The sequence below is a fragment of the Cupriavidus oxalaticus genome (assembly GCF_004768545.1).
Taxonomy (GTDB): domain Bacteria; phylum Pseudomonadota; class Gammaproteobacteria; order Burkholderiales; family Burkholderiaceae; genus Cupriavidus; species Cupriavidus oxalaticus_A.
In genome coordinates, this window is sequence record NZ_CP038639.1 from 174,901 (window position 1) to 200,322 (window position 25,422).

Consider the following 25,422-nt stretch of genomic DNA (forward strand, 5'->3'; position numbering starts at 1 on the left):
CCTAAAATCTATTCCAAAATTGGAACTACCGACAAAAGCCGACTACGCCCACCCTATCGCCTCAGAAAGGCTCCATCCATGGGCGTAGGTCGAGTTCAAGCGTCCAAGCACTGCGGTGCTGATGGTGCAGCATCCAGTAAGCGTCGGCAATTGCAGCAATGTTAAGAAGACCATCTTCGCCGCGGCTCATCTTTAGCTCTGGGCGCAACGCCAACAGTCGTTCCCCGTCGATGCCTCCGTCCACAATGACATGCCCAATGTGGATTCCCTGCGGCCCAAACTCCCTGGCCAAACTCTGTGCGAGAGCGCGCAGACCAGCTTTGGCAACGGCAAACGGAGCGTAACGCGCCTTTCCGCGCAAAGAACCACTTGCGCCAGTAAAGATAACAGTTCCACTACATCTCTTCAGCAACGTCGGGAGAGCCGCCTGACCGAGCTGAAAGCCGCCCAAAACATGCTCCCGCCAATGGGTTTCAAATTCTGTTTGGCTAAGTTCTAGGAAAGGAGTCGGACGATTGGAGCCCGCATTGTGCACGGCCACAGCGAGAGGTGCGAGGCTCTCGGCAGCTTGGACGAAGCGGGCTGCATCAGTAGAAATCGATGCATCCCCGACAATCTGCTTCACCATTGCACCAGCAGCGGCGAGCTCAGAAGCTGTCGCGTTCAGTTTTTGCTCGTTTCGCCCAGCAATTACCACGGGATACCCTCCGGCGGCGAAGCGTCGCGCTATGGCAGCACCAAGTCCGTTAGACGCACCCACCCCGGACACAAGAACACTTCCAAGAGTCGCGGTCGGAAGAAGTTGCGGTAGACCCAGCATATTACCTCTGCGAAATATCCTTGATAGGCACCACCACCAAACTCTCTCGATTCGACTCGGAGATCCGCTCAACCACAACCTGCTTCGATTCGCGATGCGCCTGATGAGCGAAGAAGGCCAATCGCGCAGCCCTCGGTCGATAGTTCTCCACCTGAAGTGAGGAAATAGTGGCCTACCTTTGAATCTGTCTCACTTTTTTAGGAGGGAGCGCGAAGCCATCTCCGTCTTGCAAAGTTGGCTTCGCGCGGGAGTATCGAGTAAAGCGGATCGCCTTTGTCGATACTCCGATGCCTTGGCACTTTTAGTTATCCAGGGCGTTGCTACTTTGATGACACAACAACATGAGAGCGAAACAGAAAACACACCTTTTGCCGATCGCCTCGGAGACAAATCCTATCCTCAGGAGAGTCTCGGTACTTGTAAAATATTGCTGAACTTTTCCACGGTGCAACTTCGCTTTCCCAAAGAGCCAAGAGCCTATACTGGCGCTCCTTGTTCCGCGCTATCACCGTGGAGATGACCGCTCTGTGGGCGGCGACAATCATTTTGTCCGGCGTAGCGACAAACATCTTGGCCGGTGGCGGGGACTCGGAGGCGGCGTAGCCGCCGGAGAGTTCCCGCCACCGGCGGCGCCGAGTTGGCCGGGTTCTACGATGGCTGATCGCATCTCGAAGCGGTCAGTCAATGTCTGGACCCCGTATTACCGACCAACAGGTTCGCCTCTACATGTCTAAACGCAAAGAACACAGCCAGGAGATTGCCGCCGCCAAGGCCGGCATCAGCGTACGCAGCGCTCGGCGTATCGAATGTGATGCCCGTCTGCCGTCTCAGAAGCCGCGTCGCTACTGGCGATCACGGCCCGATCCGTTCACCGATGTCTGGGACACGGAAGTCGTTCCGATGCTCAAGAGCGAGCCACGTCTGCAGGCCATCACCATCCTACGCAAGCTCCAGGACGACCACCCCGGCCAATATCCCGACAGCGTACGCCGCACGCTCGAGCGACGCATCAGCCAATGGCGGGCCGTGTCCGGCCCGGCCAAGGAGATATTCTTCCCGCAGGAGCATGCGCCGGGCATCCGGGCGCTGTCGGACTTCACCGATATGCGGGCGTTAGACGTCACCATCGCCGGCCTCCGGTTCGATCACCGCCTGTATCACTTTGTGTTCGCGTTCTCTCGATGGGAGTATGCGCAGGTGGTCGAAGGTGGAGAGAGCTTCGAGGCACTGTCCTCAGGCTTGCAGAACGCGCTCTGGCAGGCCGGCGGCTGCGCGCGCGAGCATCGCACCGACAGCCTGTCTGCGGCGTTCAAGAACCTGCGGGAGCGGGAGGACTTCACAACGCGTTACGAGGCGTTGCTGGAACACTATGGGATGAATGGCACGCGTAACAACCGCGGCAAAGGCCACGAGAACGGCAGCGTAGAATCGTCCCACCGCTATCTGAAGGAGGCCGTTGACCAGGCGCTGATGTTGCGCGGTCACCGGGACTTCGAGGATCGAGCCGCCTATGAGGAATTCCTGCGCGACGTTGTAATGCGTCGCAACCGACGTAATGCTGCGGCGTTCCGCATCGAGCGCGAGCAGCTTATGGACTTGCCGCCTCGGCGCACAACCGACTTCGCCGAGGAGGAAGCGCGAGTTACCCGGTGCAGCACCTTTACCGTGCGCGGCATCCTCTACAGCGCGCCGTCGCGCCTGATTGGCCACCGTCTGAAGGTCCGTGTCTATGGCTATCGACTGGACTGCTATCTGTCTGGAGCGATGGTGTTCAGCACCCCTCGTGGTTCCCACGCCGCCAACAGTACCCGGCGGTCCATCGACTATCGGCACTTCATAGACGGCCTCAAGCGTAAGCCGCAGGCCTTCAAGGGACTAGCCTTCCGCAACGAACTGTTCCCGCGGGAGGCCTATCGGCGAACCTGGGAGCAGCTTGACGTCCGCGTGTCGCAACGCGATGCATGCAAGACGATGGTTGGCCTACTTGAGCTGGCTGCCATGGACGGCATCGAGGCTGTATTGGCCACGCGCCTGGAGGCGATGCTGTCCGACGGGGCGCTACCGAACCTGGAGGCACTGCGCGAGGAGTTTGCGCCGCGGCAAGCCGACTGCCCGGTCATTCATGTCCAGATGCCACCGGCCAGTTGTTATGACGCCCTGCTGGGCCAGGGGGCGGCAGCATGAACGCACCCATCCCCCACGACTCCGCGCGCCTGACCCTGATGCTCAACGAGCTGCGCCTGCCTACTATCGGCCGCCTGTGGCCAGAGTTTGCGCAGCGTGCCGACAAGGAAGGCTGGCAGGCCACCCGCCTGCTTGGTGCCTTGCTCGAGCATGAGTTAGCCGAACGAGCCAAGCGCCGCATCGAACGCCACCGCACCGAGTCTCGCCTGGACCTGACGAAGACGCTGGCCACGTTCGACTTCAGCATGGTGCCGATGGTCTCCAAGGCTCACGTCATGGCGTTGGCTACCGGGGATTCCTGGCTGGAGAAAGGCGCCAATGTTCTGATCTTCGGCCCGCCTGGCGGCGGCAAGAGCCACCTTGGTTCGGCCATCGGACACGCGCTGATCGACGCTGGCTACCGGGTGCTGCTTACGCGTACCAGCGAGCTCGTCCAGAAACTCCAGGCGGCAAGGCAAAGCCTGCAGTTGCCCGCCACGCTGGCCAAGCTCGACCGCTTCGACCTGATCATCCTTGACGATCTCTCGTACGCCCGTAAGGACCAGGCGGAAACGAGCGTGCTGTTCGAACTGATCGCAGAACGGTATGAGCGGCGCAGTCTGCTTATTACGGCCAATCAGCCGTTCTCTGGGTGGGACAACGTGTTCCCCGATCCGGGCATGACCATCGCCGCTATCGACCGGCTCGTCCACCATTCGACGATCTTCGAAATGAACGTCGAAAGCTACCGCCGGCGCACCGCCAGCGACAACCAGTCCAGCCGACGACGATCATCCAGCGACAACGACAATCACAACGATATCGGAGCGACAACCATGAGCTAAGACCTACCGACAATCATCCCGGCTAACCGGCCAAGATGGTTGTCGCTGGACCGGCCGTCCTGCTTGACGCTGTCTACTCTGCCTTGCAGTTGCGAGAAGGTACGTCCACGGGCACTCGCCACTATCGTTCCGCCGCACGCCAGCTGCTGAGCTTCTCTGTACGTGCACGCCGCCTTCCCGTGGCCCCACCGACGCATCAGCAACGACGTGCTCAGCGGAAGCGGGGCCAGCTCAAAACGCATCGTGACGGCGGCCTCGATCACTCCGTCAAGTGCACTACAGCCTGTCTACGACCGCTACGGTTCATCGCATCAAGCCCAAGAGTCGATCTCGAGCGTGCATAAAGGAAATACACTGCAATGCCAATCGACATCCATACACCAAATGCCACCCAAGTCACCCAATGAAGATACGACATCAGAGTCAGACACATCAGAATCGCGAGGATAGGTACAGCCGGCACGCCTGGGCAACGGAAAGACCGCTTCAGGTCTGGGCGCTTTCTACGCAACACCATAACTGCGGTAGCCACTAGACAAAAGGCTGCCAGAGTCCCGATATTGACAAGCTCAGCAAGGACGCGAAGTGGCATGAAAGCAGCCACCCCACCAAAAATAATCCCAACAATCCAGGTGGTAATAAAAGGTGTCCCGTGCTTCGGATGAACATTCGAAAGAAATTTCGGCAATAGACCGTCACGAGACATTGCAAACGTGATGCGAGTTTGGCCATATGTCATTACCAACAATACGGTCGTCATACCGAGTATCGCACCCAAATCGACAAATCCCGCAACCCAGGTCTCACCAGCCGACTGCAGTGCAAGAGAAATTGGGTGGTCAACACCAAGAAATTTCTGATACGGAACGATCCCAGTCATTATCGCTGCCACTGCGACATAAAAAACTGTGCAAATTGCCAATGACCCGATGATTCCTACAGGAAGGTCTCTTTCTGGCTTTCTTACTTCCTCAGCAGCCGACGTTACCGCATCGAAACCGATGAAGGCAAAAAAAACTAAGGCTGCCGCACTCAGCACACCCGTGCTCCCAAACGGGGCAAATGGTTGCCAATTTTGAGGCTGGACATGCTTCGTCCCTACAAAAATAAACAGAAGCACGACGGCAACCTTAATTGCCACCATAATATTGTTTATTTTCGATGATTTTCTAACCCCCATTGAAACCACGGAAGTTATTAACAAAACAACACAAAGTGCCGGGAAATTCATTATGGTATCCACGCCCTGGACTGACCCTGGTGCAGCACTCAGCGCCGCCGGAATTGCGATTCCGAATCCGGAGAGTAGCGACTGAAAGTACCCGGACCAACCAACCGCCACCGTGGATACGTTGAGCCCGTACTCGAGAATCAGATCCCAGCCAATGACCCACGCCACGATCTCGCCTAGAGTTGCGTAGCTATATGTATAAATGGATCCTGATACTGGAACGGTCGACGCCAGCTCCGCGTAGCAAAGCGCAGCGAATCCACAAGCACATGCGGCAATAATGAACGAAAAAACCAATGCAGGCCCTGCAGTGGTGGCGCCTGTGCCAGTTAGAACAAAGATCCCCGTCCCGACAATGGCTCCCACACCCATCAAGATCAGATCGACAGGGCCCAACACCTTCTTCAGTCCATGTGGACGACGCCCCGCCTCTATCAATTGCTCAAGACTTTTTGTACGAAATAAACTCATTAATGTCTCCTCAAACACACCAAAATCTTACTTACGCATCTCTATAGCAGATTTTCACAATGCCATTGCTTTTTCTCTTTAACATTGACCTTTCTATATCACTTCCCCAATATAAATCGATATGTATAGAACATTTTCACCTCGCATCAATAAGCTTGCGTTTTGGCAATAATACCGATTAAAGCCCTTATCACACACGAGTAAAATCTATCTCACATTTAAATCGACGTTGCTTGATATCGCCTTTTATTCATTCGACATCGCAACTGTCGAGCTGGGCGTTGTGGCGGTGACGTTCGACTCAAAGGCTGCCCCTCCTCCGCCGATCAATACGGTGGCGCGAGAAACTAGAGTCGGTGTCACGGCTTCCTCTCTTATGTCCTCGACACATGCTTCTGCCAACTCCTGCTTCATCGCAAGTTCCGTGACTTCTCGTAGCACAGCGAATCGCTCAGGGATCGGATGGCAACCAGAAGGCCGTTATGCAGACAATGGGTCCAGCTCGACTTCATGCTGCTGCGGGCCCACGCTGGGCATCAACGCGGGCGTCAAGGCGAAGGCGGCTAACGGGACTGCCGGCCTCGGGAATTTTCTCGGTACAGTGCCCTATCACCGGCACGCCGACGCGACTTGGCAGCGCGCCGAAGTTAAGCGGACCGAAGCTCAGCAAAGGGCCGACTCTGGCCTAGTGAGGGGTAGATAGCAGTCTGCGACTTTCGGAAGATGACGCCACGATCAAGGCCGCTTCGAAGGTATTCGGGGGAAGTGAAGGAGATCGTCACTGTCCTGGACTATTCGCTCGAACTTCAATCCGGCAATGGCGCCTTGATCCGACAGTTGCCCTGCTCCCTGTGGATGGAGAAAAGTCGCGGTAAACACCACGCGGAACTTGCTGTCGCCGTCTGCGGGGGAGCAGCGCAGCGGCTGTGTGTGCATAGTCAGTTTGTCTCTCTTGTAGTACGCGCGTAGCGCCATTCGATACTCCTGCTGTCCCTTCTCTCACCGCGCCCGGGCGGTAACCCCACCACACCACCCCCACGAATGCCTGGTCCCAGCTCAAATGAATAGCCAACGGAACCTGGAGGCAGCTGGATCTGATCCCCGCCAAGGTCCAAGGGGCACAGTCACTGTCTGCAGTGAGTCGAAGTTAATAGAGAAGCGCCCATCCGGCTTGTAGAAAATTGCGCGACTTGCTGTGACAGGACTCACTCGTCAAATGCCATCGGAAGGCAGACAGGTGACGGCGCACAGAAAGCGCCCCACGAAGCACTTTTTAATATCTGATGCCATGCGAGCCGACAGTTCCCTAACAGAACTGCCACTGGTCCTTGGCAAAGAGTTACTAGCGCGCAGCTCCGGACTCGCGATCCCGATGGTCCTTCGCGATAAGCCGTCCTGGCGCGTGCTGAAGGCGCTACCAGCCATCACGCTGGGCGCGATTGATCGACAATCGCCACTGGCAGCCGCTCCGTGCATCCGACAGTTTCGGTCGCGTCTGGGCCAAACAAAGAAAGCCCCCGGTGGCTTACAGCCGATGCAATGTGCATGGGCTGAGAATGTCTGCAACCAGGCAGACGAGGAAGCGCCATAGGGTGTGGCCCCTTGCCGTCGCCGCCATGCTCGCTTGGCGCCGCACAGTATCGTCGTGCCTCTCTGGGGTTCGCAACGGTTAAGCCACCGAAGTGAACCTCAACAATTGGCGCAGCCATGTGGCGTGCGTAGACGGCTTCTACTTACGCCACCTTAGGAGGTGTGGGTGTGAATCATTCTGAGAACGCGCTACGAAGAAACTCAATAAGTAAGCGGATCGCCAGCACCGTGGTTGACGACGAGACAGAAATGGTGCTGCTTTAGGCTTGCAACGCCAGTTGAGCGGCGACGTTCCACGGCAGAAGTTCGTCGATCCGATTGACGGGATGATCGGCGATGCGGGCCAAGACGTGACGCAGATAGGCCTCAGGATCGATGCCGTTGAGTTTGCAGGACCCGATGAGCGAGTACATGGCGGCCGCACGCTCGCCGCCACTGTCGGCGCCGGCGAATAAAAAATTCTTTCGACAAGGCAGAGGATTTTTTGGTTAGCGATCGCGGCCGCAGAGGCATAACGGAGCCGATCAGGATCCGCCCGCGAGCGGTAACTAAAAAGCCATTTGTGCTAAGCCGCTCCGCAGGCGGTGGCCGCTATGGGCGTTGAATGACCGCCGAGGTAATTTCTGATGTCCAAAGCGGGCGACCGCAACCGGATTTCCAGCGTTCGGGGGAAGCTTCGCTGGCGAGAGATGCAGAAATGGGCGTGTCAACGGGCTCGTAACCCGCTGTTTTGAGATATTCTGGCGCGCTCGCGTATCGCAGAGACGAGTCCGGCCGCGTTTGCCTCGTCGGGAAAGGCGAACGAATCCGCAAACGGGTGCAGTCGCAACTAAGGCGCATTGTCAGGACCTGGTGGGGCTCGTGGAAGGCTGCCGGGTATGTCTTCGATGCGGAGCATATGTCCCTTGCCACATACGGGGCAGTCGCGCAGTGACCTGCCGGTGAGTCGCTGGTAGCGGTCACGGTAGTCTTCCCCGGGCTCGGCTTTGGCTGCGGGAGCCTCGACACCGAGCAGTTGCCTGCAGGTGGCGAGCTTGTCGGCACGGTGGCAGTTGGCGAGCCACCCGTAGCTGCGAATGCGCTTGAAGCCGTCGGGCAGCACATGCAGCAGGAAGCGACTGATGAACTCGTCGGCCGTGAGCGTCATAGTCCTTTGTCTGGGCTCGTGCCGGTAGTCCTTCCAGCGGAACTGCACGGTGTGCCCGTCGAAGGCGAGCAGCCGGTTGTTGGAGATGGCGACTCGGTGGGTATAGTGGCCCAGGTAGTCGAGCACGTGTTCGGCACCGCCAAAGGGTGGCTTGGCATAGACGACCCACTCGGACCTGGCAGTGGGGGCAAGCCAGGCAGCGAACGCGCGGGCATCATGCAGCGGCTCGAGCTGGCCGTGGAAACGCAGCACGCGGGCGTCGAATGCGCGGCGCAACTGTTCGAGGAACAGTCGGCGAAAGAGCCGTGAGAGCACCCGCACGGGCAGGAAGAACCCGGGTCGGCAGGCGACCCAGCGCTTACCGTCCAGCGAGAGACCCCCGCCGGGGACGACGCAGTGTAGGTGTGGATGATGTACCAGCGTCTGTCCCCAGGTGTGCAGGATCGCGATGAAGCCGAGCGTGGCACCCAGGTGGCGGGAATCCGCGGCGACGGTCCGCAGGGTGTCGGCGGTGGCCTGAAACAGGATGTCATAGACCACGCGCTTGTTCTGGAAGGCGATTGCCGCGATTGGCTCGGGCACGGTAAAGACGACATGGAAGTACGGCACAGGCAGGAGGTCCGCCTGGCGGTCGTCAAGCCACTGCGCGCGGGCGAGCGACTGGCACTTCGGACAGTGCCGATTACGACATGAGTTATAGGCAATACGCTGATGGCCGCAGCTATCACACTGCTCGACATGACCGCCCAAGGCCGCGGTACGGCATTGCTCGATGGCGCGCATGACACGCTGCGGCTCGCGACCAAGCGAGTCGGCGTGCAGTTGACGATACGACGGACCGTGGCGGCGCAGGATGTCCGCCAGCTCCAGCGGGGCCGGCATGAGCGCGGTCAGTCGCGTGCGGGCGGTGGCTCGGGCGAAATGGGCGAGGCCGGTGGTTGAGGGAGGCGGTCGAAGGGGCTGGTGGTCGCGCACACGGTGCTGGTCGCGATGCGCAAGTAGCGCAAATGTGCTGCAGCACATTTGCGCTACCTGCAGGCCAAATGGGCTGCCCATCTACCCTACCGTCAGGCCACTGAGCTGCTTCGAGAGGTCCCTCCGCTGGACAAAGGGATTTCCTTCGGTAGTACTCGCCGTCGGATCCTCGCCATCGGGAGGGCGCTGGACGCGCAGATCGAGCGCGATATCGTGTCTGGACCCAAAGCGGTCAGCGGAGAGCAGATTCGCGAATCGACCACCGTCGGCTGCGTGAGCGTCGACTCGGCTTGGCTGAGCTTCAGCAGCAGCCCCAAGAGCCGCAAAGCGGCGCGCGACCTTGCCGAGCTAAAATCGCCTTGGGCGCAGAAGTTGACTCGGGATCGATATGTCAACATCGTTGCGGGCCGCGCAACTCTTGCTGATCGCACCCCGCGTCTCTACGCGTACGTGCATAAGCTGGTGCCATCGGCGCCCGCGCGGCTGGACCAATTTCTCTTTGCAAGCGGCGTGGCTCGAGACGAGCGAGTCACCGTGATCAGCGATGACGCTGGCGAATTTGGCAAGGCGGTAGATGGCAGCCAGCTTGCCAGGGGACGGATTCTGGACTGGTTTCACATCGCGATGAAGTTCAAGGCTGCCAGGAACTCGGTGTTAGGAAGCCAGACGATGGAGCCCGACGAGCGAATCGCCGTAGAGACAGAGATCGACCACGCCAAGTGGCTGGTTTGGCATGGAAAGGGCCGACAATCGGTGTTCCGCATCAAGGCATTGGATGCCACGCTGTTGGCGGACAAAGGCTATGAGAACTCGACGTTGTACTGGAACTTGCGCCGCCTGTACTTCTATATCGAGAACAACGCCGGTACGCTCGTGAACTATGGCATGCGCTATCACAAGGGACTACCAATCAGCAGCAGCATTGCCGAGTCCGCGGTGAACCTGGTGGTCAGCCATCGCATGGCGAAGAAGCAACAAATGCGATGGACGGACGAGGGAGCGCACTGTCTGGCGCAGGTCAGAGTTGCTGTTCTCAACAAAGAATTCTCGGTTAAGAAACTTGCCGGGTTGACCAAAACTTCTATAGCTGTGAACTCGCCGAATGCGCACCGAGCGGCATGAATTGACCTCCCACAGTTTGATTCACTCTCGTTCACGTGTACCGTCTCTGGTAACTATGCCTTGGGCGCGTACTGCATTTCGCCGTTACCGAATGACCAGTCTTCGCGGTTGACGTCCACGAGGCTGATCCACACGTCCTGAATCCGGATGCCGGTCTCGCGCGAAATCCCCTCGGCTACAGCCTTATAGAACGCCTTCTTAACTTCCGTAGATCGCCCGGCGTTCCACGTGACCTGAATGAAAACGATACTGGGTGTGTAGTCGATCCCCAAATACCCCTCAGCTGGATAAATCAGCTCGTCGTCGGCGTGGCGGGTGATGATCTGAAATTTGTCGTGCTGCGGAACATTCGCGACGTCGATCATGGACGCGTAGACGACGTCACTCACGGCGCGAACAGTCTCAGCGGATGCAGTCTGGGAAATGTTGATTCTGACGAGTGGCATAACTGACCTTTCAACGTTAGTGGGTTGCTCTGAACCGCCTCCCGAGCGGGCAACTGCAAAGGTAGTTGCTGCGGGATGTTGCTGCAAGCGTATAATAATCATCAACGTCATGCGTGATACGCATGTTTTGCTTCGAGAGGTCCTCCATTGATAGATGAACTCAAAGCATTCGTGGCGGTGGTCGACAAGACCTCTGTTACCGCCGCCGCCGACGCGTTGTCGTTGACGCAGTCAGCGGTCTCCAGGCGCATACAGCAACTCGAGTCGAACCTTGGTGTGGCGCTCTTCGACCGTTCGAGCAAGCCTGTTACCCCCACAGCGGTTGGCCGCCGTATTTATCAATTCGCAATTCAGTTGCTGCGGGACGCAGACCGGCTTATAAGTATCACCGCTGAGGAAGAAGAGCCGAGCGGTACATTCCGACTGGGGTTGACGCAGGTTGTCGCGGATGTAGCGTTGTTTGAAGCCGTTAAGCAAATGAAGGCAGACTTTCCGCGCCTCGATCTACGGTGTCTTACCGAATGGAGTTCGGGGCTGCAGCGGGAGCTCGATGCGGGTCGCCTGGACGCTGCAACGCTGATGCTTGTTTCAGGAAGTGAACCTCCGCCGAGTGTGCAGCGGAGGTTCATTGCCACAATCGAGGTCTTGGTTGTCCAGAGCAAACGCAGGCCCCTCGTGGCGAAAATAGCCAGCGTCGATGAACTTGCTGAGAAAGAGTGGATCCTGAATCCCTTGGGCTGCGGCTATCGAGCCGCTCTGCAACGCGCGGTGGAAGGCGCAGGAAAGCAGGTGCGATTGGGGGTAGATACGCAGGGCACCGAGACGCAACTGCGCTTGGTGGCTGCGGGCTTTGGCCTAGGTTTGGCTCCCAGGAGTCTGCTCAAACAAAGTGCCCATATGAAGGACCTTGCGATCGTGCAAGTGCCTGACTTTTCGCTCAGCCTGGACGTCTGGCTTATTCACGCGATCGAAGTCGGCAATCTTAAGCGTGCTATGAGCGCACTGGGCGATGTTCTCTCTCAGACTTTTGGGTTGTATCAGTCTGTCAAAAGGTCTTGATGACAATGTGTTGGGGCGTACCTTTCGCTAGCAGGTTGGTTGAAGGCAGCGCCGAGACTGTTACCGCTTCAGTCTACTTCGTGAATGTTCCATTGGTTGAGCATTCTCCGTCGAGCGCTGGTAGCCATTGGAGCATCTGATGCGCTAGGGTATCCACGGCGAATGCATCTACGTGAACCTTCTCGCCGAGGATGGGATCGTCGGATACGCGAAATCCCTCTAACGATGCGAGCGCCGTTCGCACTTCCGCCTGATATCGGTAGCTGCTGATGACGCCCGCAGCGTGAACGACGCAATTTCGGACGGTAACTATTTGGCGAAGTGTCTGGATTTCCCTGGTCAGCCGATGTGCGATCTTGCTGTTGAGATAGTTGAGGACATGCACCGCCTCGTTTTCCTCTTTTGGCTCGATGGGCGGTGGTGAGGAAAGGCGATTGGCGAACAAGCGCATGCACCACTCAACGGAAGTCATGAACGATATGAGGCCGGCGTAGCGCACGGTCTGCGAAAAGCCGATGTCGAACCGAAGTTCGGCTGACTCAATGATCTGTTCACGAGCCTGCGAAAGTGAATGACTATTCGTGGGCGCAAGCTCCAGCGCGTTGGCTTCGTTGTGTGCCCGTTGGAGTTCTCGGCTACGCTGCCAGGTCAGGTTGCTCTCGGAGAAATCGTAGAACAAAGGAAGAGTGTCACCGTTACCGAAGGAATGTCGTCAATTCGCGCGGCACGGCGCCGCCATGGGACGCATCATCAAAAAAATCAAGGACTTAGGCCGAGCGAACTAATATTGTCACCGGCTGAGAGGTGCGAAGTGTCAATCGAAGGCGTGCAAATGTCTGCGCGGACCCGGAATGCTACGCGGACTCCATCTGGCGAGCCGAGATCGGAGAGCCGAAGCGGTAAACGTCCTTCTACCCATGGCTCCGGCATCCCAGGCCTTGCTCAAAGTACGAGCGCGCGAACGCTATGCGTTGGTCCGGCCTCATGGGCCGTGGTCGGTCGGGTCGCCAAGCCCGGTTGCCATAGAATGCATGACAATGCGCGCAACGGTGTGGTGCCTCGAGAAGCTGCACATTCAGGCAATACGGCGCTTCATGTCCGCACTGCCTACATGCCGACTCCACGGGGCAACGATGCGCAGGACATCGACTCGCGGTTTCTAGTTGGTGCAAGAGGGAGTGGTACCCACGCACCATACAGAAATGGCAGTAGCGAAACACCTCGCTATAGCGTCGCCGATTGGTTTCCTCGATGAGTGCCATGTGCAGCGATTTTGTTGGCAAGCCCAGCGCTTCGTTCAGCCGAACGACATCGATGAATCCCCTCTTCGGCGGAAGGCTCTCGTAGGGATCGATGTCCAACCTCATCAACCGCATCACAGCGACACCTGACAAGGCATTCGCTACTTTGAGCTTCCACAAGATCGAGACGAGCGATTCCCGTGGGTCGATCCACTTCTTGTCGAACACGTAGCCTAGCGCCGGGGTGAGCTTCGCCTCGTCGAGCGTGAGGATAGGAAAGCGCGGCCGCCTTAGAAGGCCCTCACAAGGCGGCGGCGACGAGCACGCGTCCGATTGCATGGCGTGACTGGACATAACCGGAATGCCGTACAGCGTGAGCCCATAACGCAGGCTCGGGACAATAGCCCGGGCAATCCCTGAGCTCGCTATCCTTTAACAGGATCTCTACGGCACGGGCGAAGGATTCCATTGGAATCTCCAGGGTGCCAGGCAAGCTGGCCTTGTGGTGCGCCGTCTCGAACGCGTCCCACAGCGCGTCGGCATCGTTGACCAGTCGATAGCCAGCGTCAAAGGCTTGCGGAACGTAAAATCGGGTAAAGCTCCATTCGCTACGCTCAGGATAAGCCGTCTCGTCATAGCCGCTCAGACACGTCGCCACGTCCTTCGCATTTCGAATGCCGTAGAAGGCCAATTCCTCGACCATCAGCCGCGCGACGATCTGCGTCTTCCCTGCCAACTGCATGGCCGTCTTCTGCGCAAGCAATTCCTGCTGCCCGACGAGGAAGGTGAACAGCTTGATCTGCTGTCGATCCAACGCATCGTGAACATCACGCAGCCATTCGTATTCATTGTCGTTGTAGCGCTGCGCCTCATCACCGAAGAGCAGAACCGTGCCACTGCCTGCCCGAGCCGCGGCCTCACGTATCCTCAGCGCGAGGCGCAGACGTTTGGCCGGATTGGAGCCAGCGTTAGGATCCTGGTCGCCAACCGCCTCAAGCAGGTTTGCGAAGAACGGCCCTTCCGCATGCCTCGGCTTGTGTTCGCATCTTGCGTGGTAGCTGGTCATCCGTGGGTGATTGCGTGCCAATAGCAATCGCACGTACTCGATCGCCCGCGTCTTACCGATGCGCGACGGGCCGTAGATCAGGGCGCCCATGATCCTGTAGCGCAGACATCGAGTGACCAGTTCGTAGAGCTCTTCGATAGCCGGCGTGGCGATACGATAGTTGCCGGTGACCAACGGGTGCAGCGATGGATCGATCGGACGCGGTATCTGAAGCGACATGATGACTCCCTCGCGAAGGACAGGGTTAAAAGACTTGGCCGGTACCGATAGACAGCTTCTTCGGTCGCGTCGGTGTTTTTTTCTGCTCGGAAGCCTTGTCTGCTTTCTGCTCTGACTCGGCGTTCGTTGCGGTCTGGGCGGCGGATGCTCCCCGCCCCATCGCAGTTCGCGCCGTCGGCGCGGATGACAGAATCCGCTTTGCTTCCGCCAGTTCGGATGCCGCCTTCCGTGACTTCTTTGCTTGCGCCATCTTTCCGTCGACGTAGTCTCCGATGGGATCCGCATCCACTGGCCCACGCGACCGCTTCTTGTCTTTCTTCTCCTGATTGATTTGCTGGCGTAGTTTCAGGTTATGCCGTATCACGCCCCAAGCCCCTTGCGCCTCCAAGACCCCAAACTCCGCGCCGTCTGGTTGGAACGCGCGGACACAGCGAAGATCATCGGCATTCAGGTAGATAAGCAAGCTCTTGCCGATCAAATCCGTGCTGCACGCAAGGACGATGCTTGTGTAGCGCACACCATACAAGTTGATGTGCGGTCGAACGCCCTGCTGGAGATATGCTCGTACGGTGCAACGCTTGGCCGATTGCATTAGACAAAGGGTACGGCGACGATGCTCTGGCAGCCATGTCACCAACTGTTCCTTGCCGCGAATGAAATACTCCATCGCTTCAAGCGGCGTGACATTGTTCAGGCCGGCATGCGGCGTGCCGTTGTAGCTCGCAATAGCGTATTCGACCAGCTCCTCTAACTCGTCAAACGACACATACAAGCGTAGCTTTCCCTTCGGATCGGCCAGCGCGCGCCGCAAATCACGGGGATGCGAACCCGTGTAGCCAGGCAATCTGGAAGACAGCCTGCTCGCAATAGTCCCGAAGAAGCGTTCGATGTAGGGGCGATCATCGGGACTGTACTTCGGTCCTGCGTCTGCGCAACAGCCAACGAACTCACACATTAGCCTTCGCGTTGTCCAGCTTCATCCATTCCCAGGTTGTATACGCCAGCTCTGGGAGGCGCTGTGAGGGAAAGCCGTCGTGCGGACCGTAGGCCAAACCAGGAATCGTGAAGTCGCGCAGTCGATGCGGCTCCAGGGCCGACTCGATGGTCTTGATGACGTCGTAGCGACTATACTCGCGGCAAATCGCAAGATGAAAGCCCAGCACCGCACGCGTGCAGACATCGATGATCGCAAGGAGCCAAACGCGTTCGATCTCGAATTCGTGTTCAAAGCCCAATGCATCGCGTACGACCACCTTCAGCCGGATATCGAGTCGGTGGCCGTCGAACTCCACGACCTGGTAGGGGCGCATGGCCGGCCGACTTTCCGCCTTATCGTAGTGCGGCAGCCCTTTCAGGTGAGTGGCGCCAGCCGCCCGTGCCGCGGTGCGGAAACTGCGGGACAACTCGTCTTTGAGGCGCGCGGATAGCGACCGAATGGCACCACCTTCCGTATTGAAGGGGTAATCCACTGCCGTCAGGCCCAGGGACCGGCATTGCCACAGAAACTCCCCGTGCAGAGCATGCAGGCCGACCAAGCGCGTATGAAGTCGTCCATTGGTATGCACCTGTTTGAGCAACACGCGGCACTGCTTTATTTTTAGGAGCAGCCATCCTGCCAGCGCCGGATAGCTTTCTAAGAAGAGCGCGAACGCGCCGGCTTTACCCCGTCCATCTTCGCTGGGCCGACCATTGACGGGACTTATGCGGACGTACTCATTGACCCGCACGTGAGGTGTTCTGTCCAGCGCGGACACGTCTGGTTCATGCTGCAGCTAGTCGACTGAGGTAGCTTGCAGCGACTTCGCCTGGCGTTCGGTACCCCAACTTCGAATGGCGCCGTTGGCGATTGTAAAAAATCTCAATGTACTCACGGACAGAGGCCATGGCTTCCAGCCGGGTGGCATACCGATGGTGGTACACCAACTCTGCTTTCAGGCTGCCCCAGAAGCTTTCCATGGGCGCATTGTCGTAGCAGTTTCCCTTGCGTGACATCGAAGCCAGCATGCCGAACTGCGCTAGCAACCTGCGATAGCCGTGAGCACAGTATTGGCTGCCCCGGTCTGAATGATGAATCAGGCCGGGCCGTGGCCGCTTGCTGCGCACCGCCCGGAACAGCGCCTCGCCCACCAATTCCTGTGTCATTCTGGGCCCCATCGCGTAGCCCACGATCTCGCACGTGTACAGGTCCTTGATTCCTGCCAGGTACAACCAACCCTCATCGGTCGCGATATACGTGATGTCTGTCACCCACGCGGCATTTGGCCTGTCGGCTTCAAATTTCTGCTCCAGTAGGTTGGGCGCCACTGGCAGATTATGAGCCGAGCGAGTTGTCGCTACGAATCGACGCTTTTGCCGACACCGAATCCCCATCTCGTTGCGCAATCTGGCCAGCCGATCACGGCCGACCACGAATCCATCGCCAGCCAGCTCGCGCTGCAGGCGCCGCGTACCGTACGTCTGACGCGTGCGCTTGTGGGCTGCCCGGATCGCCAGACGCAGCCGCTCCTGTTCCGGACTGAGCCCGTAAGGTCTGTGTGTCCAGTCGTAGTAGCCACTGCGCGAGACCCCCAATACCCGGCACATCAACTTCACCGGATACACTTCTCGCCATTGACTCACGAACGCGTACCGGGCAGTGATTCCCTGGCGAAGTACGCCGCGGCTTTTTTTACAATATCGCGCTCCAGCCTCGCCTCGGCCAGCTCCTTGCGCAGCCTCGCATTCTCCGCCGCCAACTCTGCCACTGTCACGCCCCCTGGTGCCGCTGCTGTTCCAGGCGCCTTGGCTTTCGACACCCAATTCGTCAACGTGCCCTTCGGAATCCCCAGACGCTGCGCGGCCGACTGCAGCGTCAGTCCCTGTTCCAGCACCAGTCTCACGGCCTCTGCCTGAAACTCTTCCCCGTACGTCTGTCTTGCCTTGCTCATCTGTGCACACTCCTGATCCACGATCTTAATCTAAGGACCAAGCGTGTCCGCCTCGATCAGGCTACCTCAACGTACCTCAGCAAGGCGCGGAATCCAAAGATGCGTCCGTCAGGATGCAGCGCCAAGCCTCGCTCGAGCCACCGATAGAGCTGTCGACGGTCCACGCCGGTTGCCTTCTCAATTTCCTTGACACTTTCGCCGCTCGCGTAACGCTCGATGGCCTGTACTCTGACCTTTGTGACCTCGCGCACTTCGGCGTCAAGCTCCGTCCAGGCTATGCTAGGCCAAGCGTTCAAATCGAGGGATTGGAGCTCAGGCTTTCGGCGAGGCATCATCGGACTCCCTGACTGCAAACTTCGTCATCCACGACAATGCGTCGGTTCGCAGTTCCTCAGCATGCACGCGACCGGTATGCAGCAGATTGAAGATGGCGGCGCGCACAAGCACTGGGTCGCCTTTCGAGAACTCTCGCTCGATGGCTGAAAGCGGCTTTGGACTGGCGACAAAGCGCTCGACGGCGTCAAGTAATGACACCGACACGAGCCCTTGCGTGGCTACGATACTGGGCAGCATACGCAGCCAGTTTTCGATCCAGACGCGTGAAGCGGCGTGTTCGGCCGCGTCGACCAACCGAACATTGACCGCATCAGCGTTCAACTCGAGGCCCTCCTTCGCTTCTTCATCGATCACTGGATCCGGCAGGAGGATCAACTCTTGACGATCGGAGTACGAGACCAGGAAGTCTGCTAAGTGCCGCCTCTCTCGAAACTGAATGAACCCGGGGCGCTCACAAAAGTGGCCGATTGCCGGATCGGATTCGATCAAGACCCATTGATCGAACGCACAGCGTCGGTAGAAAGTCAGCCGACGCTTCAGCTTTGGACTGAATGCTTCGAAGCGGTGCGCACCGCGCGGGCGGACGAGCGCAACCGGCTCCGCTATATGCAGAGAATCTTCCATGAGATCAATGCCTTACGAGCGGGATTCGAAGTCTAGGACGCCAATTGACGAAATTAATCCGGACTAATGCGAATTGACGATTTTCCTTCGCTGGGAGTGCAAGCAATAGTGTCAATTCACCGGCCGGATTTCTATATTCGATGCGGGTTCCAGCTGGATTCCGGAGTGACAGACTTGCTCCGTTCTACGATGGACCGCCACGCTGATTACGAACAGCGAATAGAACGGAATCCAGAGCAGGCTGCCCTGCGTGCGGGAAAGGATCTCGGCAGCAGTCAAGCCGCCACGGACTGCGTAGAGAATCACGCCCAGATGCACGAGCACGAATGGCGCCATGACCATTGCGCTGAGACGCTGGAGTGCGAACAGACGCTGCTCCATGGTCAGTCACCTCCCTTCAGGAATTGCAACAGCGCATTTTTCTTGAGCCCTGCAATGCTGCCCGTCGGGCTCAGGCTCACAGGGCAGTGCGTCATGCAATTTCCCTGCGTATGGCAGGAATTGCAGCTGCTACCCGACGTCGCCTTCTTCAGCACGTCCTTCGGATCGGCATGACGTTCGTCGTTGAACAGGGTCCACGCGCGGTTCAGCGCGGCGGGTCCGAGATACTCCTTGTCCCATGACACGACGTCGCACGAGGCATAGCAAACGCCGCAGTTGATGCATTCGATGGCGGCGTCGGCCATCTTGCGTTTCTTGCTTGTCGGGGACACCGCTGCCGGCGGATCGTGGCGCGTCGCCGTGCCGACGAACGTGTTGCCGGCCTTCTTCCATTTGTCGAAGAACTCCGACATGTCGACCACCAGGTCCTTGATGCGGGGCATATTGCGCAACGGCTCGATGACGATCACGCCATCCTCTTCCACGCGGCTGACGTGCGTGCGGCATGTCCAGCGTGGCTTGCCGTTCACGGTCATCGCGCAGGACCCGCAGACGCCCACCCGGCATGCGTAGCGGTAGGACAACGTCGGATCGATGCGGCGCTGCACTTCGGTCACCACGTCAAGCACGGTCTGGTTCTCGCGCCACGGCACTTCATAGGTTTTGAAATCGCCTTCGCCGGTGCCCCGGGCAATGCGTACCGTAAGCATGCGTTGCGCGGCCTTTGTCGCCTCCATCACTCTCTCCCGTTTCATTCAATGCGCTGACGCGCCAACCTGTTTGCGCGCGAAGACCGGCGCCTGATGACCTTCCATCTGATGTTCGGCCGTGGTCTTCTGCGGTTGAGTTGAAACAAGTTTAAGTAATCGATATTTCTGAATCAATAATATATAACTTGATATTTTTTGAACTAAATGCGGAAAAATGGCGCTTGGCGCACTCGTTGTGCGGGCTGTCAGATAAGGTTCGGAGGCGTCGACGAGAATCCTTGCGCAAAGGTCTCTCGCAAGTAGTCCACAAAGACCTGCGAGACCCGCGAGGCGTGGGCCGAATAGGGTCGAATGGCGTAGAGCCAGTCTCCGAATGCGCCGGTGGAGCGCCACTGTGGCAGAACCTCCACGAGTCGACCTGTTTCCAGAGCAGACTGCGCACTGAAGTCCGGCAGCAGCGCGATACCCAGGCCTTCGATCGCGGCATCGCGCAAGGCTTCGCTGTTGTTGACGGTCAGGGAACCTGTGACTGGCACTGTCACCGGGTCAGCATGCCTGGCATTGGACTCCGCCACCGCAGGGACAAATGTCCAGGTTGGCGTTCCCTGCAGCCGGGGATAGTGCAGGCACGCGTGCTCTGTCAGGGCTTGCGGCGTCTCGGGTGTCCCGCTGCTGCGCAGGTAAGCGCGGCTTGCGACAAGGACCGTGCGTGTTGTCGCGAGCGTCCAGGCCACGTGGGTTTCCGGCGGCGTAGACGTATGCCTGACCGCAATGTCGAAGCCCTCCTGGGCCAAGGGCCGCAAACGATCCGACATGTCGAGTTCGAGTTGGATCTGCGGATACCGGCGCAGGAAATCAGGCAGGCGCGGTACCAACTGCTGCCTGGAAAAAGCCACCGGCGCCGTTACGCGCAGGAACCCTCTTGGCGCCCCGGCCAAGTCTCGGACATTGGCATAACCTGTGGCGATCTGCTCGAACGCGCCGCGCATGGCATCCACCAGCTGCCGCCCGGCATCGGTCAGCGTTGCGCTGCGAGTGGTCCGCTGGACCAGCGTAATGCCCGCCGCCTTCTCGAGATCAGTGATGTGCTGGCTCATGGACGCCTTGCTGACGCCGAGGCGCGCGGCGGCCTTGCTGAAGCTGCCCTGCTGATGCAGCACCACAAGCCAGTGCAGGTGCTCCCAGAGTTCCTCGACGTTGTCCTTGCGCATGCAATGCTCCTAGATCAACACATTCAGATAGGCATATTTCATATCTATAGCATGCTGGTAGCAAAAATTCCTGAACAGTCAGTTCGGCGTTCGATGACTAGCCGTTGACAGGGGCCCTCCATACACTCCAGACATCGAAAACGCGGCGGGTATGCCAAATCCCGCCCAGTCCTGACAGGAGATGCCCGTGACTGCGCCCTACACCAACCCCGTAGACGTCATTCATTTCGTTGCCGGCGAGCCGTACGAAGGCAACGGCAAGCGATCGCAGGCGGTGTTCAACCCCGCCACCGGGGCCGTAGCGCGCCAAGTCCGCCTGGGCACGGGCGAGGACGTGAATGCCGCCGTGGCTTCCGCGCTGGCCGCTTTTCCGAAGTGGGCCGACACCCCGCCAATTCGCCGGGCCCGCGTGATGCTCAAGTTCCTGGAACTGATGAACCGGCACAAGGACGAACTGGCCGCGATCATTACGGCAGAGCACGGCAAGGTGCTAAGCGATGCGGCCGGGGAAGTCAGCCGCGGCATCGACATCATCGAGTTCGCCTGCGGCATCCCTCAACTGCTCAAGGGCGACTTCACGGACCAGGTCTCGACCGGCATGGACAACTGGACCATGCGCCAGCCGCTGGGCGTTGTGGCTGGCATCACGCCGTTCAACTTCCCGTGCATGGTGCCGTGCTGGATGTTCCCCATCGCCATCGCGGCAGGCAACTGCTTCATCCTGAAGCCCAGTGAGCGCGATCCTTCGGCCTCGCTCTTCATGGCACGCCTGCTCAAGGATGCGGGGCTTCCCGATGGCGTTTTCAATGTCGTCCAGGGCGACAAGACCGTCGTGGACGCCCTGCTCCATCACAACGACGTCAAGGCCGTGAGCTTCGTCGGGTCCACGCCCATCGCGAACTACATCTACGAGACAGGCGCCAGGCTTGGCAAGCGGGTCCAGGCGCTGGGCGGCGCAAAGAACCACATGGTTGTGATGCCCGATGCAGACATCGACCAGGCCGTAGATGGACTGATCGGCGCGGCATACGGCTCGGCCGGCGAGCGTTGCATGGCCATCTCCGTGGCAGTGCTCGTCGGCGACGTGGCAGACAAGATCATGCCGAAGCTGGAAGCCCGCGCGCGCGAACTGGTCATCAAGAACGGCATGGAGGCGGACGCCGAGATGGGCCCCGTCGTGACAGGTCAGGCGCTCGAACGCATCGAAAACTACATCGCCCTCGGTGTCGAAGAAGGCGCCACGCTTCTGGTCGACGGCCGCAACTACAAGGTTCCTGGTCACGAGCGAGGATTTTTTACCGGCGGAACGCTGTTCGACAACGTGACCCCGGACATGCGGATCTATAAGGAGGAGATCTTCGGTCCGGTGCTCTCATGCGTGCGCGTGGATGATTTTGCGCAAGCCGTGGAGCTGGTCAACGCGCACGAATTCGGCAATGGCGTGGCATGCTACACCCGCGATGGCCAGATCGCGCGCGAATTCTCGCGGCGCATCGAAGTCGGTATGGTCGGCATCAATGTACCCATCCCTGTTCCCATGGCATGGCACGGCTTCGGAGGCTGGAAGCGTTCGCTATTCGGTGACATGCACGCCTACGGCGAAGAAGGCGTGCGCTTCTACACGCGCCAGAAGAGCATTATGCAACGCTGGCCCAACGATACGGCTCGAGGAGCTGAGTTCGCGATGCCCACTGCGAAGTGATGCGCGAAGGGATCGACGTCGGGCGAACAGGCCTGGCGTCGATCCCAGCGCAAGTACGGCATAGCCCTCGCCCCAACTTTCCGCAAACTGTCGTATTAGAAAATGGACGCACCATCACAGGCGGCAGCCATTTGTATCAAAACGGTTGTTGGTAGTTTCCAATCGCCGCCATAATCAATAATTTCGTGATCGTGAAATTACCAACCCACCTGCCGAGTGGCTGCATGCCAAAAGGTCCTGTTACTTGCGGACAGTCTGCAGAGTTTGCATAGGGGTTTATACCTATCCCCGTCTCCTCCCTTCCCAAGGGAATGGTGCCCGCGCTTGAAGCGGGCTTCTTTTGGCCGGCTGTCCCAGCTGCTCGAGCACCAGGCGCTGAAATCTGGGCGTGTAAAGCCTTCAATGCCGCTGTGCGTTTCGACTTTGCTGCCGTCTCCAGCGCCAGCGTGTTGACGGCCGACTGAGGTGCCGGCGGCGCTGACAGACGCCGGCACCTCCCCATCCAACATAACCTCCCAGCAAAAGCAAAATTTCGGGGTACGTTTGTACGACGCCAGTAGTGCGCCGGAGAACGCTTTTCCATCAAGCCTGATAACGCAGAGGATTAGGACTATCGCCGTCCGGGCAAGCCGCGCATGATGCAATTGCCTGTGCACGAGTTCATCCGGCGCTTCCTGTTGCATGTGCTGCCTCGCGGCTTACAGCGGATTCGCCATTACGGGCTGCTCAGCAATCGACCTTCCAGCGAAACCTCACGTGCTCGTCGCTCAGGTCAAGCAGGCGGCTGTTGGAGATCGCGACGCGATGTGTGTACCGGCCGAGATAGTCGAGGACTTGCTGTGGGCCGCCGAATGGCTCCTTGGCATAGACGACCCATTCGGCGTGGCGCGGGCCAGAGAGATAGCGGGCAAATTCACGCGGCTCAGCCAGATGCCCCAGCGACGAGAAGAACTGCAGTTCGCCGGCTTCGAAAGCGCGTTGCAGTCGCTCGAGGAACAGCCGCCGGAACAGGCGCGAGAGCACTCGCACGGGCAGGAAAAACCCGGGCCGGCAAGCAATCCAGCGCTTGCGGTCAAGGGAAAGACCGCCGCCGGGGACCACGCAGTGCAGGTGCGGGTGATGCACCAGATTCTGCCCCCAGGTGTGCAGGATCGCGATGAAGCCGATGGTCGCGCCGAGATGTCTTGGGTCGGCAGCGATTGTTTGCAACGTGCCGGCGGTGGCTTGGAACAGGATGTCATAGACTACCCGCTTGTTCTGGAAGGCGATTGCTGCCACCTCCTCGGGCACAGTAAAAACGACGTGAAAGTACGGCACGGGCAATAGGTCGGCTTGGCGGTCATCGAGCCATTGCGCGCGGGCGAGTGACTGGCACTTGGGACAATGCCGGTTGCGGCACGAATTGTAGGCAATGCGTTGGTATCCACAGGCGTCGCACTGCTCGACGTGTCCGCCCAGTGCAGCCGTACGGCATTGCTCAATGGCGCGCATGACGCGCCGCTGCTCGCGACTGAGTGCGTCAGCGTGCAGTGCTCTGTAGGTCAAGCCGTGGCGGCGCAAGACGTCCGCCAGTTCCAACTGTGCAGCCATGATCGCCGGTCAACGGTGCGCGGGCTGCTGCTCGGAGTCGAGGGGCGTGATGGGGTGCTGGGGGAGGCGGTCGAATGGACTGGTCGTCGCGCAGACGGTGCTAGTCGCGATCTTGAGGTAGCGCGAAGTGGTGGTAAGACTCCGGTGACCGAGTAGTAATTGAATGGTGCGCACATCGGTGCCGGATTCCAGCAGGTGCGTCGCAAATGCATGCCGCATTGCGTGCGGGGTGATGGGCTTGCTGATGCCGGCGCGACAGCGGGCGTCATGGCAAGCGCGTCTGAGGGTACTGGGGTCGATGGGCCGATCCGGGAAGCGGCCGGGGAACAGCCAGTGCTGCGGTCGGCCAAGGCGCCAGTAGCTGCGCAGGATATCTAGCAGTCGCGGCGAAAGCATAACGTAGCGGTCGGAATGCCCCTTGCCCTGCTCGACGCGCAGCACCATGCGCTGACTGTCGATGTCGCTGACCTTCAGGCGGGTCGCTTCCGAGATCCGCAAGCCGGCGGCATAGGCCGTCATCAGGATCGCGCGGTACTTGACGCTACGAATGGCATCAAGGAAGCGCGTCACTTCATCCGGACTGAGAATGACCGGGAGCTTGTGCGGTTGCTTTGACATCACAATCTCTTCGATTGCCAAGTGGCGTTTGAGCGTGACGTTGTAAAGAAAGCGCAGTGCGGCGGTGGCCACAACAAGCGTGCTGCGCGAGCGGTGGGCTTCAATCAGATGCAACTGCCAGGCACGGATCTCCTCGGGCCCCAGCAGCGCGGGCGAGCGCCCGAAGTGCTCGGCGTAGGCACGAACATATTGGAGATAAGCCCGCTGAGTATTGGCTGCGAGGTTGCGCACGCGCATATCCTCGATCATGCGTCGACGTAATGCTGTCATGGTGAACTCCTCTCGAGATGGACGAGGCAGAACTGCACTGCCATCGTCGCATTGGAGAAGAGTTGCCCGACGAGCCAAGCCAAAGCCCGTGTCGCCGGCCGACCACCTACTACCGCGTCAGCGGTTTAGTTCAACGCGTATTCTCAGGCTTGAATTTTTGTGGGTTTTGCCGGGTTTTGCCGGGTTTTGCCGGGTTTTGCCGGCTTCACACCGAGGGCCGCGCGCCGCGCGCGGCCCTCGTACGTGTTCGCTGCCAGCACCTTCCCCTCCTAGAAACGCCGGCGAAGCCCTGGAGATATGAGGGATGAAGCGCTCCAAAATTATCGGCATTGCGTTTTACTACGCATTTTGCGCCGGTAAATGACAGGAGATAGCCTAATGCGTTACAAATCAACGGCTTAGAGTCATACAGTGGATGGGTGACTTTCCCGCTCCTGCCGCGCTAAGATCCGCCTGCCACAGCAACAGCACGGAACCTTCGGAATAGTGTAATTCTTTGGTCCGCAAATACAGTCAACGGGTTCTCCACAGGGGCTATGGTGTAAGGCGTTGGCCCGCAAGACATCGAGCGACCTCGACGGTGGAGGTTCGCGCATGGGCTGTACCGCTCCCCTCCATCTGGGCCCGCGCTCGTATTCCTTGCTGCTTTTCCGCCCAC

18 protein-coding genes and 4 pseudogenes are annotated in these 25,422 nt (G+C 58.9%); 6 read left to right on the forward strand and 16 right to left on the reverse strand.

The window, feature by feature from the left end; all coding sequences use genetic code 11:
* Nucleotides 1-61: 61 nt before the first annotated feature.
* The gene (locus E0W60_RS35355) at nucleotides 62-820 is read right to left on the reverse strand and encodes an SDR family NAD(P)-dependent oxidoreductase (RefSeq protein ID WP_135707461.1); all 759 of its coding nucleotides are present in this window, start codon (nucleotides 818-820) and stop codon (nucleotides 62-64) included.
* A 684-nt stretch (nucleotides 821-1,504) separates the two neighbouring features.
* On the opposite strand from E0W60_RS35355, the gene istA reads away from it, so the two are divergent.
* Nucleotides 1,505-3,004 (forward strand): IS21 family transposase, encoded by a 1,500-nt coding sequence (gene istA / locus E0W60_RS35365; RefSeq protein WP_135707463.1) that lies wholly within the window; start codon nucleotides 1,505-1,507, stop codon nucleotides 3,002-3,004.
* Nucleotides 3,001-3,828: an IS21-like element helper ATPase IstB gene (istB, locus tag E0W60_RS35370; protein WP_135707464.1), complete on the forward strand. Its 828-nt coding sequence runs from the start codon at nucleotides 3,001-3,003 to the stop codon at nucleotides 3,826-3,828. Before istA ends, istB begins: the two co-directional genes overlap by 4 nt.
* 259 nt (nucleotides 3,829-4,087) lie before the next feature.
* On the opposite strand, the gene E0W60_RS35375 is transcribed toward istB, so the two are convergent.
* The 3 genes and pseudogenes from E0W60_RS35375 to E0W60_RS35385 all read right to left on the reverse strand — a co-directional run bounded on the left by E0W60_RS35375 (nucleotide 4,088) and on the right by E0W60_RS35385 (nucleotide 9,149).
* Nucleotides 4,088-5,530, reverse strand: a complete 1,443-nt coding sequence (locus tag E0W60_RS35375) for an amino acid permease (protein WP_135707465.1) — start codon at nucleotides 5,528-5,530, stop codon at nucleotides 4,088-4,090.
* Between the two features lie 1,850 nt (nucleotides 5,531-7,380).
* Nucleotides 7,381-7,587, reverse strand: a pseudogene (locus tag E0W60_RS35380) (transposase domain-containing protein); the annotation flags it as partial.
* Nucleotides 7,588-7,949: 362 nt separating this feature from the next.
* Nucleotides 7,950-9,149 carry an IS91 family transposase gene (locus tag E0W60_RS35385; protein ID WP_135707466.1) on the reverse strand — a complete coding sequence of 400 codons (1,200 nt, stop codon included), beginning with the start codon at nucleotides 9,147-9,149 and terminating at the stop codon, nucleotides 7,950-7,952.
* Between the two features lie 141 nt (nucleotides 9,150-9,290).
* Between E0W60_RS35385 and E0W60_RS35395 the strand changes: the two genes are divergently transcribed.
* On the forward strand, nucleotides 9,291-10,364 hold the full coding sequence (locus E0W60_RS35395) for a hypothetical protein (RefSeq protein ID WP_135707467.1): 1,074 nt from the start codon (nucleotides 9,291-9,293) through the stop codon (nucleotides 10,362-10,364).
* 53 nt (nucleotides 10,365-10,417) lie between these two features.
* On the opposite strand, the gene E0W60_RS35400 is transcribed toward E0W60_RS35395, so the two are convergent.
* The gene (locus E0W60_RS35400; RefSeq protein ID WP_135707750.1) at nucleotides 10,418-10,810 is read right to left on the reverse strand and encodes a tautomerase family protein; all 393 of its coding nucleotides are present in this window, start codon (nucleotides 10,808-10,810) and stop codon (nucleotides 10,418-10,420) included.
* Nucleotides 10,811-10,957: 147 nt separating this feature from the next.
* Between E0W60_RS35400 and E0W60_RS35405 the strand changes: the two genes are divergently transcribed.
* Nucleotides 10,958-11,869: a LysR family transcriptional regulator gene (locus E0W60_RS35405; protein WP_135707468.1), complete on the forward strand. Its 912-nt coding sequence runs from the start codon at nucleotides 10,958-10,960 to the stop codon at nucleotides 11,867-11,869.
* 73 nt (nucleotides 11,870-11,942) lie between these two features.
* Here E0W60_RS35405 and E0W60_RS35410 read toward each other — a convergent pair whose 3' ends face one another.
* The 9 genes and pseudogenes from E0W60_RS35410 to E0W60_RS35455 all read right to left on the reverse strand — a co-directional run bounded on the left by E0W60_RS35410 (nucleotide 11,943) and on the right by E0W60_RS35455 (nucleotide 20,584).
* Nucleotides 11,943-12,548, reverse strand: coding sequence for a hypothetical protein (locus E0W60_RS35410; RefSeq protein ID WP_135707469.1), 606 nt, complete (start codon nucleotides 12,546-12,548; stop codon nucleotides 11,943-11,945).
* 863 nt (nucleotides 12,549-13,411) lie between these two features.
* Nucleotides 13,412-14,395, reverse strand: a complete 984-nt coding sequence (locus E0W60_RS35420; RefSeq protein WP_135707471.1) for an ATP-binding protein — start codon at nucleotides 14,393-14,395, stop codon at nucleotides 13,412-13,414.
* Between the two features lie 25 nt (nucleotides 14,396-14,420).
* Nucleotides 14,421-16,125 (reverse strand): annotated as a pseudogene (locus tag E0W60_RS35425) (integrase); the annotation flags it as partial.
* A 31-nt stretch (nucleotides 16,126-16,156) separates the two neighbouring features.
* A protein-coding gene (locus E0W60_RS35430; RefSeq protein ID WP_135706549.1) for an IS3 family transposase occupies nucleotides 16,157-17,322 on the reverse strand; the annotation gives its coding sequence in 2 pieces (ribosomal slippage) (nucleotides 16,157-17,058 and nucleotides 17,058-17,322; 1,167 coding nt in all).
* A gap of 56 nt (nucleotides 17,323-17,378) precedes the next feature.
* Nucleotides 17,379-17,657, reverse strand: a complete 279-nt coding sequence (locus tag E0W60_RS35435) for a helix-turn-helix domain-containing protein (RefSeq protein ID WP_346769586.1) — start codon at nucleotides 17,655-17,657, stop codon at nucleotides 17,379-17,381.
* A complete protein-coding gene (locus E0W60_RS35440) occupies nucleotides 17,635-18,282 on the reverse strand; it encodes a hypothetical protein (RefSeq protein ID WP_135707472.1) in 648 nt (215 codons plus the stop codon). Before E0W60_RS35440 ends, E0W60_RS35435 begins: the two co-directional genes overlap by 23 nt.
* Nucleotides 18,283-18,393: 111 nt before the next feature.
* Nucleotides 18,394-18,663 carry a hypothetical protein gene (locus E0W60_RS35445; RefSeq protein ID WP_240746166.1) on the reverse strand — a complete coding sequence of 90 codons (270 nt, stop codon included), beginning with the start codon at nucleotides 18,661-18,663 and terminating at the stop codon, nucleotides 18,394-18,396.
* 2 nt (nucleotides 18,664-18,665) lie between these two features.
* Complete coding sequence (locus E0W60_RS35450; protein WP_135707473.1) at nucleotides 18,666-19,400, reverse strand: succinate dehydrogenase/fumarate reductase iron-sulfur subunit; 735 nt, start codon at nucleotides 19,398-19,400, stop codon at nucleotides 18,666-18,668.
* A gap of 218 nt (nucleotides 19,401-19,618) precedes the next feature.
* Nucleotides 19,619-20,584 (reverse strand): LysR family transcriptional regulator, encoded by a 966-nt coding sequence (locus tag E0W60_RS35455; RefSeq protein WP_135707474.1) that lies wholly within the window; start codon nucleotides 20,582-20,584, stop codon nucleotides 19,619-19,621.
* A 187-nt stretch (nucleotides 20,585-20,771) separates the two neighbouring features.
* Between E0W60_RS35455 and E0W60_RS35460 the strand changes: the two genes are divergently transcribed.
* Entirely contained in the window at nucleotides 20,772-22,286 is a 1,515-nt protein-coding gene (locus E0W60_RS35460) for a CoA-acylating methylmalonate-semialdehyde dehydrogenase (protein WP_375790520.1), read from the forward strand.
* Nucleotides 22,287-22,930: 644 nt separating this feature from the next.
* Nucleotides 22,931-23,020: pseudogene (locus E0W60_RS35465) on the forward strand (transposase); the annotation flags it as partial.
* Between the two features lie 4 nt (nucleotides 23,021-23,024).
* Here E0W60_RS35465 and E0W60_RS35470 read toward each other — a convergent pair.
* Together E0W60_RS35470 and E0W60_RS35475 are read right to left on the reverse strand one after the other, a co-directional pair.
* Nucleotides 23,025-23,879 (reverse strand): annotated as a pseudogene (locus tag E0W60_RS35470) (IS91 family transposase); the annotation flags it as partial.
* Between the two features lie 6 nt (nucleotides 23,880-23,885).
* A complete protein-coding gene (locus E0W60_RS35475) occupies nucleotides 23,886-24,764 on the reverse strand; it encodes a tyrosine-type recombinase/integrase (protein WP_135707476.1) in 879 nt (292 codons plus the stop codon).
* Between the last annotated feature and the right edge of the window lie 658 nt (nucleotides 24,765-25,422).